Annotated in this window: 15 protein-coding genes; 9 read left to right on the plus strand and 6 right to left on the minus strand. The window is 62.7% G+C overall.

What is annotated here, in order from left to right; all coding sequences use genetic code 11:
• Nucleotides 1–177 precede the first annotated feature (177 nt).
• From rpiA to gor, 3 genes are all read left to right on the plus strand, one after another.
• Nucleotides 178–873 carry a ribose-5-phosphate isomerase RpiA gene (gene rpiA, locus LB535_RS25025; RefSeq protein WP_095765419.1) on the plus strand — a complete coding sequence of 232 codons (696 nt, stop codon included), beginning with the start codon at nt 178–180 and terminating at the stop codon, nt 871–873.
• A gap of 21 nt (nt 874–894) precedes the next feature.
• On the plus strand, nt 895–1,494 hold the full coding sequence (locus LB535_RS25030) for a DUF2059 domain-containing protein (protein WP_224634109.1): 600 nt from the start codon (nt 895–897) through the stop codon (nt 1,492–1,494).
• A gap of 118 nt (nt 1,495–1,612) precedes the next feature.
• On the plus strand, nt 1,613–3,001 hold the full coding sequence (gor, locus tag LB535_RS25035; RefSeq protein WP_224634110.1) for a glutathione-disulfide reductase: 1,389 nt from the start codon (nt 1,613–1,615) through the stop codon (nt 2,999–3,001).
• Nucleotides 3,002–3,056: 55 nt separating this feature from the next.
• Here gor and mgtE read toward each other — a convergent pair whose 3' ends face one another.
• On the minus strand, nt 3,057–4,421 hold the full coding sequence (mgtE, locus tag LB535_RS25040) for a magnesium transporter (protein WP_224634111.1): 1,365 nt from the start codon (nt 4,419–4,421) through the stop codon (nt 3,057–3,059).
• A gap of 280 nt (nt 4,422–4,701) precedes the next feature.
• Nucleotides 4,702–6,591 carry an ABC transporter ATP-binding protein/permease gene (locus LB535_RS25045; RefSeq protein ID WP_224634112.1) on the minus strand — a complete coding sequence of 630 codons (1,890 nt, stop codon included), beginning with the start codon at nt 6,589–6,591 and terminating at the stop codon, nt 4,702–4,704.
• 375 nt (nt 6,592–6,966) lie between these two features.
• Between LB535_RS25045 and LB535_RS25050 the strand changes: the two genes are divergently transcribed.
• Nucleotides 6,967–7,260, plus strand: coding sequence for a hypothetical protein (locus LB535_RS25050; RefSeq protein ID WP_224634113.1), 294 nt, complete (start codon nt 6,967–6,969; stop codon nt 7,258–7,260).
• Between the two features lie 8 nt (nt 7,261–7,268).
• Here the strand turns inward: LB535_RS25050 and LB535_RS25055 are convergent, their stop codons facing one another.
• The gene (locus tag LB535_RS25055) at nt 7,269–7,949 is read right to left on the minus strand and encodes a DsbA family oxidoreductase (RefSeq protein ID WP_224634114.1); all 681 of its coding nucleotides are present in this window, start codon (nt 7,947–7,949) and stop codon (nt 7,269–7,271) included.
• A gap of 38 nt (nt 7,950–7,987) precedes the next feature.
• Nucleotides 7,988–9,808, minus strand: a complete 1,821-nt coding sequence (locus LB535_RS25060; protein WP_224634115.1) for an extracellular solute-binding protein — start codon at nt 9,806–9,808, stop codon at nt 7,988–7,990.
• Between the two features lie 293 nt (nt 9,809–10,101).
• On the opposite strand from LB535_RS25060, the gene LB535_RS25065 reads away from it, so the two are divergent.
• The gene (locus LB535_RS25065; protein ID WP_095765425.1) at nt 10,102–10,722 is read left to right on the plus strand and encodes an invasion associated locus B family protein; all 621 of its coding nucleotides are present in this window, start codon (nt 10,102–10,104) and stop codon (nt 10,720–10,722) included.
• 101 nt (nt 10,723–10,823) lie between these two features.
• Here LB535_RS25065 and hspQ read toward each other — a convergent pair whose 3' ends face one another.
• Together hspQ and LB535_RS25075 are read right to left on the minus strand one after the other, a co-directional pair.
• Complete coding sequence (hspQ, locus tag LB535_RS25070; RefSeq protein WP_040983419.1) at nt 10,824–11,147, minus strand: heat shock protein HspQ; 324 nt, start codon at nt 11,145–11,147, stop codon at nt 10,824–10,826.
• Nucleotides 11,148–11,386: 239 nt separating this feature from the next.
• Nucleotides 11,387–12,598 (minus strand): UbiH/UbiF family hydroxylase, encoded by a 1,212-nt coding sequence (locus tag LB535_RS25075; protein WP_224634116.1) that lies wholly within the window; start codon nt 12,596–12,598, stop codon nt 11,387–11,389.
• A gap of 101 nt (nt 12,599–12,699) precedes the next feature.
• Here LB535_RS25075 and LB535_RS25080 point away from each other — a divergent pair, with 101 nt between their 5' ends.
• From LB535_RS25080 to LB535_RS25095, 4 genes are all read left to right on the plus strand, one after another.
• On the plus strand, nt 12,700–13,590 hold the full coding sequence (locus LB535_RS25080; protein WP_224634117.1) for a DUF2182 domain-containing protein: 891 nt from the start codon (nt 12,700–12,702) through the stop codon (nt 13,588–13,590).
• A gap of 11 nt (nt 13,591–13,601) precedes the next feature.
• Complete coding sequence (locus LB535_RS25085; protein ID WP_224634118.1) at nt 13,602–14,216, plus strand: DUF1326 domain-containing protein; 615 nt, start codon at nt 13,602–13,604, stop codon at nt 14,214–14,216.
• Nucleotides 14,213–15,031 (plus strand): phosphatidylcholine synthase, encoded by an 819-nt coding sequence (gene pcsA / locus LB535_RS25090; protein WP_318012347.1) that lies wholly within the window; start codon nt 14,213–14,215, stop codon nt 15,029–15,031. The genes LB535_RS25085 and pcsA overlap by 4 nt, the downstream gene beginning before the upstream one ends.
• Before the next feature lie 137 nt (nt 15,032–15,168).
• The gene (locus LB535_RS25095; protein ID WP_224634119.1) at nt 15,169–16,146 is read left to right on the plus strand and encodes a quinone oxidoreductase family protein; all 978 of its coding nucleotides are present in this window, start codon (nt 15,169–15,171) and stop codon (nt 16,144–16,146) included.
• The last annotated feature ends 171 nt before the right edge of the window (nt 16,147–16,317 follow it).

Here is a 16,317-nt window from a genome sequence, read left to right on the forward strand (position 1 = left end):
ATGATCGGGCGGGTCATGGGTGGGTCCTGCGGCAATTGCGTTGCCGCAGCCGATACAGGCTGGCCCAAGTTCAAGCAAGAAGCCTCGATCGGTCCACAGAGCCTTTGAGGGCGAGCCTTTGACGGGACAGGCAAAAATGCTAGGAGGCGCGCGAAACCGGCGAAATCGGGGCTCCCCATGGATGCAAGGCAGTTGAAGGTCGAGGCCGCGCGGGCAGCGCTCGCCCATGTCGGCAGCGGCATGCGGCTTGGCATCGGCACCGGCACCACGGCGGAAGAATTCGTGCGGCTGCTGGCCGAGAAGGTTGCGACCGGCCTCAAGGTCATTGGCGTGCCGACTTCCGAGCGCACCGCAGCACTCTGCCGCGAGCTCGGCGTGCCGCTGTCTACACTGGAAGAAACACCCGAGCTCGACCTCACCATCGACGGCGCCGACGAGGTCGACCCGGAGCTGACCCTGATCAAGGGCGGCGGCGGCGCGCTGCTGCGCGAGAAGATCGTCGCGGCGGCGTCCGAGCGCATGATCGTGATTGCCGACAAATCCAAGATGGTCGGAACCCTCGGCCGGTTCCCGCTGCCGATCGAGGTCAACAAATTCGGCCTGCGCGCCACCGAGATCGCGGTACGCGCCGCCGCGGCAGGGCTAGGCCTTTCCGGCCCGGTTACATTGAGGATGACGGGAAGCCAGCCATTTGTTACAGACGGCGGCCACTTTATCCTCGATGCATCTTTTGGCCGCATTCCGGATACAAGAGCGCTGTCGAATGCTCTCTTCGCCGTTCCAGGCGTTGTCGAGCACGGTCTATTCATCGGGCTGGCGTCAACGGCCATCATCGCCGGCGGCGACGGTATCGAAACCGTCCATGCAGCCTGAAACCAGGGAGTTCTACCGACTATGATTTTGCCTAAACGAGTTCGCCGCTTTTCGACGCTTCTGGCGGCCTCGGCCGTCCTTGCGCTGTCGTCACCGGTGTTTGCGCAGGACATCAGCGAATCGCATCTGAAGGCCGCGCGCGCGGCTGTCGCGGCGATCCATGCCACGGACTCGTTCGACAACATCCTGCCGCAGGCGGCCGGCGCGCTGGAGTCGCAGCTCATCCAGAAAAACCCCGACATGCAGGAACTGATCGGCAAGACCGTGACCGAGAAGGCGCTTGGCATGGCCTCGCGGCGCGCCGATCTGGAAAAGGAGGCGGCCATGGCCTATGCCAAGGTGTTCTCCGAGAAGGACCTCAACGATATCGCCGCCTTCTACAGCTCCGAGGCCGGCAAGAAGCTGCTGGATAGCGGCCCCGCGGTGACGCGCGACCTCGTCAAGGCTGCCGACATCTGGCAAAATGGCGTTGCCCGCGATCTCGCCCAGCAGGTCGGTGAGACGCTTGCGGCTGCCGCCAAGGCCAAGGCGCCGGCAGCTCCGGCGCCGGCCACCGCCGCACCTGCCGATGGTTCCGCTCCGGCGGACAATTCGGCTCCGGCTGACGATTCGCAGAACTGATCCTTTTGATCCGCCGACTGCGGCTGGACCACAAAGCCCGGGTTTGCCCGGGCTTTTCTTTTGCCGCTTGGCAGCCTACCTCTGACCCCCGTCTTTCTCATCCGCAGGAGCCCAAGCGATGGCCGCTTATGACTATGATCTGTTCGTCATCGGTGGCGGCTCCGGCGGGGTAAGGGCGGCCCGGGTGGCGGCGGCTCTCGGCAAGCGCGTAGCCATCGCCGAGGAATACCGCTTCGGCGGCACCTGCGTCATTCGCGGCTGCGTGCCGAAGAAGCTCTATGTCTATGCTTCGCAATTTCCCGAGCATTTCGCCGATGCCGCCGGCTATGGCTGGACGGTGCCCGAGGCGAGCTTCGACTGGCCGACGCTGGTCGCCAACAAGGACAAGGAGATCGCGCGGCTCGAAGCGATCTACAAGAAGAATGTCGAAGGCTCCGGCGGCGAGACCTTTCATTCACGCGCAGTGCTCGTCGACACGCACAGCATCTATCTGATTGCCGAGGACCGCACGGTCAGCGCCGACCAAATCCTGATCGCCACCGGCGGGCGTCCGGCGCCGCATCCGGCGCTGCCAGGCCATGAATATTGCATCTTCTCCAACGAAGCCTTCGATCTCAAGGAGCTGCCGAAGGCGATCATGATCGAGGGCGGCGGCTACATCGCCGTCGAATTCGCCAACATCTTCCACGGCCTGGGCGTCGACACCACGCTGGTCTATCGCGGCCAGGAGGTTCTGAGCCGCTTCGACATGGATCTGCGCCGCTCGCTGCACGAGACAATGGAGAGGAAAGGCATCAGGATTCTTTGCCACGCGGTTTCGGAATCGGTGCGCAAGACACCGGAGGGCAAGCTGGACGCGCAGCTCACCACTGGCGAGACACTGACGGTCGACCAGGTGATGCTGGCGATCGGACGTATCCCCAATACCGAGAATATGGGCCTGGAAGGCGTCGGCGTCGAACTCGGCAAGACGGGCGCGATCGTCGTGGACAAATATTCGCGCACCAATGTCGATAACATCTGGGCGATCGGCGACGTCACGCATCGCGTGCAACTCACGCCAGTGGCGATTCACGAGGCGATGTGCTTCGTCGAGACGGCCTTCAAGGACAACCCGACAGCGCCGGACCACGACACCATTCCGACGGCTGTATTCTCGCAGCCGGAAATCGGCACTGTCGGCCTGTCGGAAGACGACGCAATCGAGCGCTATGCGGATGTCGAGATCTACCGCGCATCCTTCCGTCCGATGCGCCACACGCTGTCCGGCCGCGACGAGAAGATGCTGATCAAGCTGGTGGTCGACGGCGCATCCAGGAAGGTGATCGGCGCCCATATTCTGGGCCCCGATGCCGGCGAGATGGCGCAGCTTCTCGGCATTCCGCTGAAGGCTGGCCTGACCAAGGAGGACTTCGACCGCACCATGGCCGTGCATCCGACCGCGGCCGAGGAGCTGGTGACGATGTACAAGCCGACCTATCGCGTGAAGAACGGCGAACGGGTCTGACCGGATCGTGGGATTGCGACGGCCGCCGGCGATGCCGGTGACCGTCAAGACGCTTCTACAGAAGCGTGCCGCGCAGGATCATCAGCGCCACCGAGAAGTAGATGACCAGCCCGGTGACATCGACCAGCGTGGCAACGAACGGCGCCGAGGCGCTCGCCGGGTCGAAGCCGATGCGCTTCAGCGCGAAGGGCAGCATCGATCCCGACAGCGAGCCGAAGGTGACGATGCCGACGAGCGCCGCTCCTACCGTCGCCGCGATCAGCATCCAGTGCGGGCCGTAGTCGTAGAAGCCGAAATACTGCCAGAGCGCGATGCGGCAGATGCCGACGATGCCGAGGATCGAGCCGAGCACCAGACCGGTCGGCAGCTCGCGCAAGGCCACCCGCCACCAGTCGCGCAGCCCGATCTCGCGCAGCGCCAGCGCGCGAATGACGAGCGACGTCGCCTGCGAGCCGGAGTTGCCGCCGGAGCTCATGATCAGCGGGATGAACAGCGTCAGCACGATCGCCTTCTCCAGCTCGCCTTCGTAGCTCTGCATGGCGTTGGCCGTCAGCATCTCGCTGAAGAACAGCGCGCAAAGCCAGCCGGCGCGCTTCTGGATCATGGCGAGGAAGCTCATCTTCATATAGGGCTCGTCCAGCGCCTCCATGCCGCCGAAACGGTGCACATCCTCGGTCGTCTCCTCGATCATCGTGTCGATGATGTCGTCGATGGTGACGATGCCGAGGAGCTTGCCGTGGTCGACGACCGGCAAGGCGAGCAGGTCGTATTTGGAGATTGTCTGCGCCAGGGTCTCGCGATCGGTGAGCGGCGTCACCGTCACCGGCATGCGATCGGGCGCCACCGACAGGATCGAATCCTCCGGATTGCCGGTGATCAGCCGGCGCAATCCGGTCGCCCGCAGTAAAAGATGCGTCTCCGGGTCGACGATGTAGATGGCGTAGATGGTTTCGCGGCTGCGCTCGACCTTGCGGATGTAGTCGAGCGTGCGCCCAACGGTCCAGTCGGAAGGCACGCTGACGAATTCCGTCGTCATGATCGAGGCGGCGCTGCCTTCCGGATATCCCAGGATGGACAGCAGCGTCGCGCGCAGCGGCGGCGCCAAGGCGCCGAGCAGCTCCGAGCGGGCCGGCTCGTCCAGCTCGCGCAGGATGTCGGCGGCGCGGTCGACCGACATGGCAGTCAGGAGCTTGCTCGCCTTCAGGCGCGGCAGGGCCTCGGCAAGCTCGGGTGCTGCTTCGAGCTCAGGCTGGTCGAAAATCTCAACCAGCCGCTCGAACGGCACGGCGCAGAGCAGCTCGATCGCCGTCTCGCGGGATTCATGGTTGAGGGCTTCAACGACGTCGGCGACGTGATCGTTGGCAAGAACACGGGCGACGGCGATTGCTTCGTCGTCCAATACGGGGGCGAATTCGTTCATGGCTCACTCCTTGCCGTCCGGCAGGACGTGAGCCGTCAGGTCACGTCAGGGCGGACGGCGGTTGCGTTCGACTGTGACTGTCGCCAGGCATGGCGGGTTGACCTTTCTGCTCGCGGGGTTCGAGTTTGAATTTGGCGAGCGGGCGCAACATAGGAGCGGTTTTTGCCGAGTCAATCGCGAAGGGCGCCGAAAAGGGACGCGGGCAGGCCGGATCGCGAGACTGTGATCGAAGACAGACCAAGCGGGGCTACGGTCGCCGGTCAAGGGCTTGGTAGGACTGCTATTTCTGCTTCAGCCGGCGGAAGCGCAGCCACTTTTCCTCGACCGGCCGAGGCTGGGCGAGAATGGTGGTGAGCTCGCGCGGCAGGCTGGGCGCAAGCGGCTTCTTGGTGGCCACGCCGTCGGCAATCGAAACCACGCTGTGGTAGAACTCCTCACCGGACAGCGAGCGCGGCGCCACCGCCTCGTGCATGACGCTGATGACGGTGACGTTCGGGCAATTGTCCTTGATCGCCTGGTGGAAGACGATCTTACCTTCGGGATCGAGCGCGCCGGTCGCTTCGTCGAGGAACAGAAGTCCCGGCTGCTGCAGGATGATGCGCGCGACCACCAGCTTCTGCTTCTGGCCGCCCGAAAGCACCTGGTCCCAGATCTTGCCCTCGCGGCTCTCGTCGGCCAGCTGCCCGATGAAGTCGCCGAGGCCGGCCTTGTGCAGGGCCGCGGCAACCTGCGTGTCGCTGTGATCGCTCTCTGAACCCGGCAGGCAGACGAGCTGCTTCAGCGAGACCTGCTGCAGCTTTACCTCCTGAGCGGCGTAGAAGCTCGTCACGCCCTCCGGGAAGACGATGGTGCCGCGGCCATATGGCCACAGGCCGTTGATAGCCTTGATCAGCGAAGTCTTGCCGCAGCCGGATTCGCCCTTGAGGAAGGTCCATTCGCCGCGGCGGAAGCGCAGATTGGCGGCGCTGAGGAAAGGCGTCGCGTCCTCGCCCTGATGCGCCAGCTCGAGCTTTTGGATGGTCAGGCCGAACACCGGGTTCTGGGTGGCGTAGCCGAAGTCGGAGCGGCCGGTCTGCTGATAGAATTCGCGCGGGTGCTGAACGTTCTCGATGGCGTCGGCGAGCTCGGTGACGCGCTGGCTGTTGGCCCTGAGCGTCGCGATCGCCGGCATCACATGGATGAACCACGAGCACTGGCTGATCAACTGGGCGACCATTTCGGAGCCGGTGATGTAGCCTTTGTAGTCGAGACGGTTGTGGATGAACGACACGAGGCCCGGGGCGTAGGCAACGATTCGGGCGCCGACGAAATTGTAGATCAGCTCGAACGAGGTGTAGCTGGTGTTGACGATATTGAGTCGCCCCCACGTCTTGTCGATGTCGACATAGAGCCTGTCATGCATCGACTTTTGCACGCCCTCGCCATGCGAGGCGGCGACGTGGAAGCTGCGGCGCAGGAATGTCGTCAGTTCGCTGCGGTAGCTGCCCTCGGCCTGCTGCATGCGCACGTTGAGCCGCTCAAGCAGCCGCCCGAGCTTGACGGCGATCCAGGTGTTCAGCGGCACGTAGATGGCGACGGCGAGGAAAGCCAGCACCGCGGTGCCGTAGCCGCCCAGGAATTCCAGGCCCTTGACCTCGACCGAGGACCCGATCAGGTTTTCGCCGATGAAATAGAGCGAAGTCGCGACACCCAGCACGCCCATGGCAAGCCCGATGGCGCCGCCGGTCATGTCCTTGATGGATTCCTGGATGCGCTGGTCGATGTTGTCCGGAGCGACGATGCCGCCGGCCGCCGAGCCGTGCTGCGCATGAAAATGGGTATGGTTGCCGTCGAGCAGCGCCTGGTTGAACTGGCTGTTCAGCCAGCCCCGCCATTTGCGGTGCAAGGTCGTTGAAACGAGATTGCGCACGCCGGTGAAGCCGGCATCCTTCAGCACGACCAGCAGCACCAATATGCCGGCATTGGTCAGAATGGTCTGCAACGGGTGGGTGTTGGCCGCGTCGTGGAGGAAGGCGATCGAATTGCCCAACTCGCCCAGTGCCAAGGCGAACCAGACGCCAGCCTTGCTGGACAACGCCGTCAGCAGCGCGATGACGAATGTGAGGATCCAGGCTTCCTTCCACCGGTCGGAGAACCAGTAGGCTCGCATCAGCCCCCAGAATGTGCGCATCGACGATACCGGCGTCAGCGACGAGGTCTTCGCCTCGTTGGATGTTTGCTCCGGTACTGTTCGTTGCGGTCTACCGACCCCAGTCACGATCCCGCCCAAACCTTTCTTAGTTTTGTTACACAGGGTAACACCAATTGATCATTTTCCATTAATTTTCTGCCAGCGAATGTGAACAGGGTTACTCGCCGTGGCATCAGGGCAACAGAAAGGCTGCGCCGGATGATCGCTACTCGCGGCGATTTCATCTTGTATTTCAGTTTGCTAGAGCTGTTTTTGCCGGCCGGCGGCAACCTTCCCTAAGGGAAGTGGAAAACACGGGTTTGTGAATGAAAAAGAAGTGTCCGCAGGCCGCGATGGCTAATGGCGGTGACCGGAATGACCGAAAATTTGCCGCCCGTGAGCTACTCAGGGTTTACCCGATTCGTCCTTTCCGGAGGCGCTGAAATGGCCGGAAATGGTCTTGCTGGCAGCGTCGTATCTGTCGAAGACGATCTCGCCGCTGCCGAAACGGACATGGCCTCCCGGCGATCAGGGCTGTTGCGGCGAGCTGACCAAGCTTGGCTACGGCAACAGCTTCTTCCTGAGCAAAGCCAAAGCGACCGCGAAAACAGGAGGACAATTTTCAGGAAAGCGCGCGGCGGTCAGGTCGGCGGCTACGGATCGCGCTGACGGAACATTCAGGTCGCGGTTTCGAGCTCGCCGCGCGCCTTGGCCTGGGCCACCTGGCGGATGGCGTCGGCAAGCGTGTCGGCATCCTGCGCGCCCATCACGGCATATTTGCCTTCGAGCAGGAAGCAGGGCACGCCGGTGATGCCCATGCGCGAAGCGGTGGCGATCTCGTTGCGGACGGCCTCAACGTCGGCGTCGGTCGGCAGCAGCGTCTCGACCACCGACGCATCCATGCCGGCCTCGCCGGCGGCCGTAACCAACACGGCATGGTCGCCGATGTTCACGCCTTCCTCGAAATTCAGCTGGAAGAGGCGGCGCACCAGCCGGTTCTGCACGTCCTCGCCGGCTGCGCCCGCCCAGCGGATGACGCGGTGCGCGTCGAGGGTGTTCGGCGCGACCTTGATGGCGCCAAAGGCAAAGCTGATGCCCTCGGCTTCGCCGAGCGGCTCGATGCGAGCGTGGATCTGATGGATGCGCTCCTCGCTGCCGAACTTGCCGAGCATGTATTGGCGGCGATCCATGCCGGCTGGCGGGATGGTCGGATCGAGCTGGAATGGCCGCCAGCGCACGCGCACGTCGATGTCGCTTGCAGAAGCGATGGCCTTGTCCAGCCGCTTCTGGCCGATGAAGCACCAGGGGCAGACGACATCGGACACAACATCGACGGTGATGGTGTTCTTGGCGCTCATGCTCGTCTCCTGTTTGGTCTCAGCCGGTCGGGCCTGCCTCAGTTGGGCTTTCGCCACCAGGTCGGCAGCTGGTAGCCGAATATGGGGGTCTTTTGCGGATGTTCCAGATAGCTCCAGTAAGCGACCCATTGCTGCGTGTTGTACTGCATCGGCACCATGTAGCTGCCTGAGATCAGCAGCCGGTCGAGCACGCGCACCGCGGCGACATAGTCTTCCTTAGTGCGGGCGTTCAGCATCGCGTCGATCGCGGCGTCGATCGCCGGATCGGCGACGCCGGCGAGGTTGAACGATCCTTCCGTTTTCGCGGCGACAGATCCCCAGCGGCCGACCTGCTCGCTGCCGGGCGACAGCGAATTGCTGAAGCCGCTCGTCCCGATCAGAACCTCGAAGTCGAAGCGCTGCTTGCGCGACTGGATCTGGTCGCCGTCGAGGGTGCGGATGCCGACGTCGATACCGATCTTTTCCAGTGTGCGCTGGTAGACGGCCGCCAGCCGCTCTTCGTCCTGCGACGAGGTCAGGATCTCGAAGCCGAACGGGTTTCCTTGCGCGTCAAGCATCTTGCCGTCCTGCACATGGAAGCCGGCGCTCTTCAGCAATTCGAAGGCGGTTTTGAGCACCTTGCGGTCCTGGCCTGAACCATCCGTCACGGGTGGGCGCCAGGTGCCGTCCATCACGTCGGGCGGCACGCGGCCGGGGTAGGGCGCAAGCAGCGCCTTTTCGCGATCGTCCGCGGGGTGGCCGAGCGCCGAAAGCTCGGAATTCTGCCAATAGCTCATGGTCCGGTTGAACTTGCCGCCGAACAGATTCTTGTTCGTCCATTCGAAATCGTAGAGCATGCCGAGCGCGCGGCGGACGACGGGATCGGCGAATTTGGGCAGCCGGGTGTTGAACAGAAAGCCGGTCACAACCGGGGGAATGCCGGTGTTGAAGTATTCTTCCCTCACATCCCCCTTTCGGAAGGCTGGAAAGTCGATGTCGCGCTCACGCTTGACCGGATCGGTCTCGTCATCGAGAGCGCAAATTCCTTTCTTGAATGCTTCCGTCTTGGCGTTGGCGTTGAGAAAATACTCGATCGTGACCTGATCGAAATTGTCGAAGCCGCGCTTCGACGGAATGTCTTTGCCCCAGTAATCCGGGTTCCGCTTGAAGACGATACGCTGCCCCGGCAGCACCTTGTCCACGGTGTAGGGGCCGCTGCCGATCAGCGGCTTCAGCGTGGTCTTGTCGAACGTGTCCGTGTCGAAGGCGTGCTTGGGGACGATCGGCGTCAGCGCGACGATCAGCGGGAATTCGCGATTGGCCTTGTCGTTGAAGGTGAACTTCACGCTGTGCTCGCCGGTCTTCTCCAGCTTGGCGATCATGCTCATGCGGTCGCTGTAGGGCGGGCGGCCCTTCGCGGCGAAGACGTCGTAGGTGAACAGCACGTCCTCCGGCGTCACCGGCTGGCCGTCCGACCATTTTGCATTGGGGTTCAGATGGAACTCGATGCTCTTGCGCTCCGGGTCCATATCGGCACTGTCGGCAAGCAGCCCGTAGAGGCTGAAGGGCTCGTCATAGTTTCGCTGCATCAGCGGCTCGAAGACGAGATTGCCGTAAACCGTATCGATCATCCCGCGCGCTGTGGTGCGCAAGCTTTTCAGGATAAAGGGATTGAGGTTGTCGAAGGAGCCGACGACGCAATAGGTAACGCTGCCGCCTTTCGGCGCGTCCGGATTGACGTAGTCGAAATGCTGGTAGTCGGGCGGCAGCGCCGGCTCGCCTTGCATGGCTAAGCCGTGCTTCGGCTCCGACTGTGCCGGAAGGAGCGAAAGAGCCAGAAACGAGGTCGCGGCGATCAGCCGGACGAGAACGCGGTCCATGACCGTCTCCTTGCCGGACGGCTTTGTGATTCGCCATGCACCCTAGAGCATTTCGCTATCCGATTGAATCGGCGCGCCAATGGGAATCGGGTTCCGCCGCTCCAGCGCCGATCGATGCTTGCCCTGGGACATCGAACCGCGAAGAAATCGCGGAAACCGGGCTGGATTCGATGTCGCTGGCAGTGTAACACGCGCTCCGAAGTCATCCTGTTGCCTCATTTGGGCAACAGGTAGCTGGACCACACGGCACGAAGAAGCCGGTCCCGGGATCATTTGAGAGGAAAGTGCACCATATGACGATCAACGCGTACCGCCTTTCGGTGCTGGCCGCAGGCGTGGTCGGCGTTCTGGGCGCCGGGCTTTTCACCGCCTCGGCCCAACAGCAGCCGCAGATCCCGCAGGGCTGGTTCAAGGCCTGTACCAAGCAGGAAGACGTTGACATTTGCAATGTGCAGAACATCGTCACGGCCGGCAACGGCCAGCTCGTCACCGGCGTCAGCCTGATCGAGCTCAAGGGCAAGGTAAACCGCAAGGTCTTTCAGGTCACGGTCCCGACCGGCCGCCTCGTGCCTCCCGGAATTGCGCTGCAGATCGATGCCGGCAAGGCGCAGAAGCTGGACTATGTGATCTGCTTCCCGGATCGTTGCGTGGCGGAAGTGCCGCTGAGCGACCAGCTCGTCGCTTCCTTCAAGAAGGGGCAGGGCATCACGCTCACCTCGATCAACTTCCAGAACCAGCCGAACCCGATCAAGATCGCGCTCACCGGCTTCAGCGGCGCCTATGACGGCCCGCCGCTGCAGCAGTCGGACATCGAGGACCGGCAGAAGAAGCTGCAGGACTTCGTCGCCAAGAACAATCAGGACTTCGCCAAGAAGCTCAAGGACGAGCAGGACAAGGCCAAGACCGCGAACTGATCGCGCGAGCGCGTTTCTCGGAAACAAAAAGCGGGGCAAATGCCCCGTTTTTTTTATTGCCCCGCGCCGCGCGCCCTAGCTAGGAGACGTTCGTTAGCGCTTCAGTGCTTCGACTGGCGCTTCGGCTCGTAGCGGCCGTCCGGCAGCTTGTCGAACATCTCGCCGATCTGCGGATGCCGCACCGGCTCGCCCGACCGGTCCTCGAGCAGGTTCTGCTCGGACACATAGGCGATGTACTCAGTCTCTGAATTTTCCGCCAGAAGATGGTAGAAAGGCTGGTCCTTGCGCGGACGCACGTCGGCCGGAATAGCCTCGTACCATTCCTCTGTGTTGGCGAATTCGGGATCGACGTCGAAGATCACGCCGCGGAATGGAAACAGCCTGTGGCGAACCACTTGCCCGATCGAGAATTTGGCCGTTTTCATCACATTCACCACTTAGGGTCCGAGGCGCCTGTCGTGGCTGCGCACAAGGCGCCTAAGGCCTTGAATTTACACATCACCCGGCCAAAAATCGACCCCGACTTTCGGCTGGTGCCTATTTGGCGCAGACGCGGCCGCAGTTCAATAGCCAACTGCTTGATCTTGGCTGAAGCAACGGGTTAGCCCGCGCGGGAGTTTTCCCGCCTGAGCGAAAAAATTCCGACATCATCGGCCTTGGAATACTACCGGCCGACCTCTTTTCTCAGGCCGCCGGCAATGGCGCGAAAGCCGCTGCCCGGCCGCAGCCCCTCGCGCATGAAGAAGGCGCGCAGCGGCGCGAAGCCGCCAAGCGCACTAAGGCCGGCGCTGCGCGCCATCTGCGCCGGCAGCATGTCGGACAAGAGCGACATGTTGAGCAGGTTCACGGCGCCGCTGCGCGCCCAAATGTCAGGCCGGCGCCTCGTGTCATAGGCGGCAAGGCTTCGGCGCGATCCTGGATCATTGCTGTTTTCGCTCGCGATTCCAATCAGATCGTCGATGTCCCTGATGCCGAGGTTGAGGCCTTGCGCGCCGATCGGCGGAAACACATGCGCTGCCTCGCCGACCAGCGCCACGCGGTTTTGCGCGAAGCGACCGGGCGTGGCGGCCGACAAAGGATAGACCTGGCGGCCCGGCTCGACAGAGACCCGGCCAAGCATCGATTGCATCTGCTCCTCGATACGCCCCGACAAGGTTGCATCGTCGAGCGCGGCAAGCTCCCGCGCGGTCTCCGGCCTCACCACCCACACAAGGCTCGAGCGCCTGCCGGGCAGCGGCACCTGCGTGAACGGCCCTGTCTCGGTATGGAACTCGGTTGAAACGAAGCCGTGCTCGCTGCGGTGGCCGAAATTGAGCACAAGCGCCGACTGCGGATAAGGACGCGCAAAGGCGCGAATGCCGGCGGCTTCCCGCGCCAGCGAGAGGCGTCCGTCGGCGGCGACAGCAAGCGATGCTGAGAGTTCGCTGCCGTCGGCCAGCCGGGCATGGGCCCGATCGGCGTCCAGGCGCCATGACTCGACGGTGGATTTCAGCCAGTGAATGCCATCATGAGCTGAAACCGCCTTGGCAAGAATTGTGATCAGGGCCTTGTTCGGCAGATTGAGCCCGAATTGTTCCTCGCCGATCTCGCTGGCGCGGAAGGTCACCGTTGGACTGCGGATCAGCCGCCTTGTGGCATCGACGATGCGCATCACCTTGAGCGCCGCGGCCTGCGGCCTCAGTTCGGCAAGGATGCCCAGTCGTTCAAGGACTTTCAGGGCGGGGTTCATGAGGGCGGTGGTGCGGCCGTCGGCGGTGTTGGCCTCAGGGCCGACCAGCGTCACTTCGAAGCCGGCCTCGGCGAAGCCGAGCGCGGCGATCAAGCCGGCCGGACCGCTGCCGGCAACCAGGATGCGGGCTTTGTCGTTGTGCTCCACGCCAGGCTTCCACAATGCGAGGCGACCCGTCGGGCCTTTGTCCGGATATAGGGCAGATTGGCCGGCTTGATCAACGCGGCGATTCAGCCCATTCGATTGCCATGAGCGGCGAGCAGCATGATTTCAGCCATCTCGACCGCGCCGGCCGCGCCACGGCTGGCGTGGCGCGCAGCCCGCGCCTCGCAGTCATGCTCACGATCGGTATCGGCATCGCCCTTGCGTGGTTGCTTCTCGGCGCAATGGCGATACGCGGCGCTGAAGGCAACCCCGTCGGCGCCCCCGGCGATATGCTGCTGAAAAATCTGCCGGGCCTGCCGTTGCCGGATTTTCTCGACCGGTTCTTCGCTCTTTGCCTCGCGCCGGCGCCGCTTGCCGGCATGGCCGGCCTGCAAGCGCCGGCGCTTGTGCTGATGTGGTTCCTGATGGCCGTGGCGACGATGCTGGCTTCGGCGGCGCCGCTGATCCGCACCTATTGCGAAATCGCCGATACTGCGAAGATCAAGGGAGAGCCGGTCGTTCATCCGCTGGTGCTTGTCGCCGGATACCTCGCCACATGGCTCGGCGCATCCGTGGGTTTCAGCGTGCTGACGCTCGCGGTGTACGCCTTTGCCGGTTCCGGCCGGATGCTCGACCCCGCCGTCGGGCTTGCCGGCGCTATCGCGCTGCTTGTCGCCGGCCTCTATCAATTCAGCGGCCTGAAACAGGCATGCCTGGAAAAGTGCCGCAATCCGTTCTCGATCCTGTTCGCCAGGTGGAGCGCGAAACCAGGCCGCATCTTCCGGCTCGGCTTGGAACAGGGCGTCTGGTGCCTCGGTTGCTGCTGGGCGCTGATGCTGGTGATGTTTGCCGTCGGGGCGATGAACGTCTTCTGGATGGCGCTGATCGGCCTGTTCACGCTGATCGAAAAACAGACCGCCGGCAGGGTGGCCAGCCGTGTTGCCGGTGCGATACTGCTTGTATGGGCGGCTGCCCTGCTATTAGTTTCGGCGTGAGGGAGAATTCGATGACCGACCAAAGCTGGGCAATGAAAGGGGAGCTTGTACTCTCCTGCAATTGCACGGTTTTCTGTCCCTGCGTGCTGTCGCTTGGCAGCCATCCGCCGACCGAGGGCTATTGCCAGACATGGGCAGGCTTCCGCATCGATGCGGGCCATTTCGGCGAGATCGAATTGTCGGGCCTCAATCTCGGCCTGATCATGGAAATTCCCGGCTATATGAGCCGCGGCAACTGGACGGCCGGCCTGTTCATCGACAAGCGCGCCTCGATCTATGCGGCGAAGGCGCTAACCAAGATCTTCACCGGCAAGGCCGGCGGCACCACCTCGCTGTTGTCGATCCTCGTCGGGAAATTCCTCGGCGTCGAGCAGGTGCCGATCACCTACGAGACGCGCGACAAGACGCGCGTTTTCCAGATTCCCAAGATTATCGACGGCGCAGTGACGCCCATTCCCGGCAAAGACCGTGAGAAAGATACGGTGATCGCCAATTCGGAATATTGGATCGCGCCGGAAATCATCGTGGCGAAGTCCGACAAGAGCAAGATGCGCGCCTTCGGCCGCAATTGGAATTTCGCCGGCCGCTCGGCCGAAATCTGCAAGCTGGACTGGCGGGGACCGTGAGCAAGAACACAAGGGCCGGCAAGGCAGCCAAGAAGATCGCGCAACGGATCCCATTGCCGAAGAAGAAGGTGACGTGGCCGCAGGCGCGCGCGTTCTCCGTGCATCTGCTCACCGCGTCGGGATCGTTCCTTGCCTTCCTGTCGCTGGTCGCGGCGAGCGAGCAACGCTGGACGGCGATGTTCTGGTGGCTGGGGCTGGCGCTTTTCGTCGATGGTATCGACGGCCCGATCGCCAGGAAGCTCGAGGTCAAGGAAATCCTGCCGACATGGTCGGGAGAGCTCCTCGACAACATTATCGACTACGTCACCTACGTGCTCATTCCGGCCTTCGCGCTCTACCAGCGCGGCTTCATGGGCGAGAATCTGTCCTTCCTGTCGGCGGCTATCATCGTCGTCTCCAGCGCGATCTACTATGCCGACACCGGCATGAAGACGAAGGAGAACTTCTTCAAAGGGTTTCCCGTCGTCTGGAACATGGTGGTGTTCACGCTCTTCGTCATCGAGCCTGGGCAATGGGTGTCTTTCGCGGTGGTGGTGGTTGCCGGCATTTTGACCTTCATGCCGATCAACTTCGTCCATCCGGTGCGTGTCGTGCGGCTGAGACCGGTCAATCTCTTTATGACGCTTTTGTGGTGCGCATTCGGCGCGCTGGCGCTGGCGCAGGCAGCACTTGCCGCCTTCTATGACAAGATCGGCGTGCTGGGAGAGCAGGTCAGCAACTTCACCAAGATCGGCATCACGATCACCGGCCTCTATCTCGCCTGCATCGGAGGCATCATGCAGATGTTTCCCAATCTGGGCGCCAAGAAGTCCTGATCCTGGATCAGGATATTTTTGGCTGAATGGTCATCCTGGCCCTAGCTGTATATCGGCGCATGATTTTCCGAAAATCGGTTCTCCCTTTCGTAATCATGTTTCCAGATTTGTGCACTTACCCTTCAGAGAGCTGAGCGATGTCCAAGGCAATCCGCATCCACGCCCATGGCGGCCCCGAAGTCCTGGCCTATGAAGACGCCGACCCCGGCCGGCCGGGAGAAGGCCAGATCCTGGTCCGGCACACGGCAATCGGCCTCAACTTCATCGACGTCTACTATCGCTCCGGGCTTTATCCGCCACTTGGCGGTTTTCCGCTGATCCCAGGCGGCGAGGCAGCGGGCGTCGTGCTGGCGCTCGGCCCCGGCGTCGACTGGCTGAAGCCCGGCGACCGCATCGCCTATGCCGTCAATGTCGGGGCTTACGCTGAGCAACGGGTGATCGCGGCCGACCGTGTGGTCAAAGTGCCGGACGGTATCGGCGACGAGCAAGCGGCGGCGATGATGCTGAAGGGCATGACGGCCGAATACCTCTTGCGCCGCACCTTTCCCGTCAAGGCCGGTGACACGATCCTCTACCACGCAGCCGCCGGCGGCGTCGGCCTGATCCTCGGGCAATGGGCAAAGCATCTCGGCGCGACCGTGATCGGCACCGCGAGTTCCGCCGACAAGATCGAGGTTGCGCGGGCGCATGGCTTCGATCACGTCATCAACTACAAAGAGCAGGATTTCGTCGCCGGCGTCGAGGCGCTGACGGGCGGGAAGAAATGCGACGTCGTCTACGATTCCGTCGGCGCCGACACTTTTCCGGCATCGCTCGACTGCCTCCGGCCGCTCGGCATGTTCGTCAGCTTCGGCCAGTCGTCGGGGCCGATCCCGCCTTTCTCGATATCGCTGCTGGCGCAGAAAGGCTCGCTCTATGCGACGCGGCCGACGCTCTTCGTCTACAATGCCAGGCGCGAGGATCTGGTGAAGTCGGCCGAAGCGCTTTTCGACGTGGTCAAGAGCGGCGCCGTCGAGATCAAGATCAACCAGCGCTATGCGCTGAAGGATGCTGCAAAAGCGCAAGCGGATCTCGAGGCCCGCAAGACGACGGGAACGACCGTCCTCATTCCCTAAAGCGCTTCACGGAAGCGGCGTACCGCTTTATCGCAATTCCGGACGGAAAACCGCTTTACACCCTTCGGCACGGTGCTCTTTCGGGCTGCCTTGTTTTTCAGCGGCTTGCCGAACTCGAAGGCACGGCTTGCCTGAAAAGGGATGCGGATTTTGCCGTTGTTCTCAAGAGAT

The sequence above is a fragment of the Mesorhizobium sp. CA10 genome, from assembly GCF_020165285.1.
Taxonomy (GTDB): domain Bacteria; phylum Pseudomonadota; class Alphaproteobacteria; order Rhizobiales; family Rhizobiaceae; genus Mesorhizobium.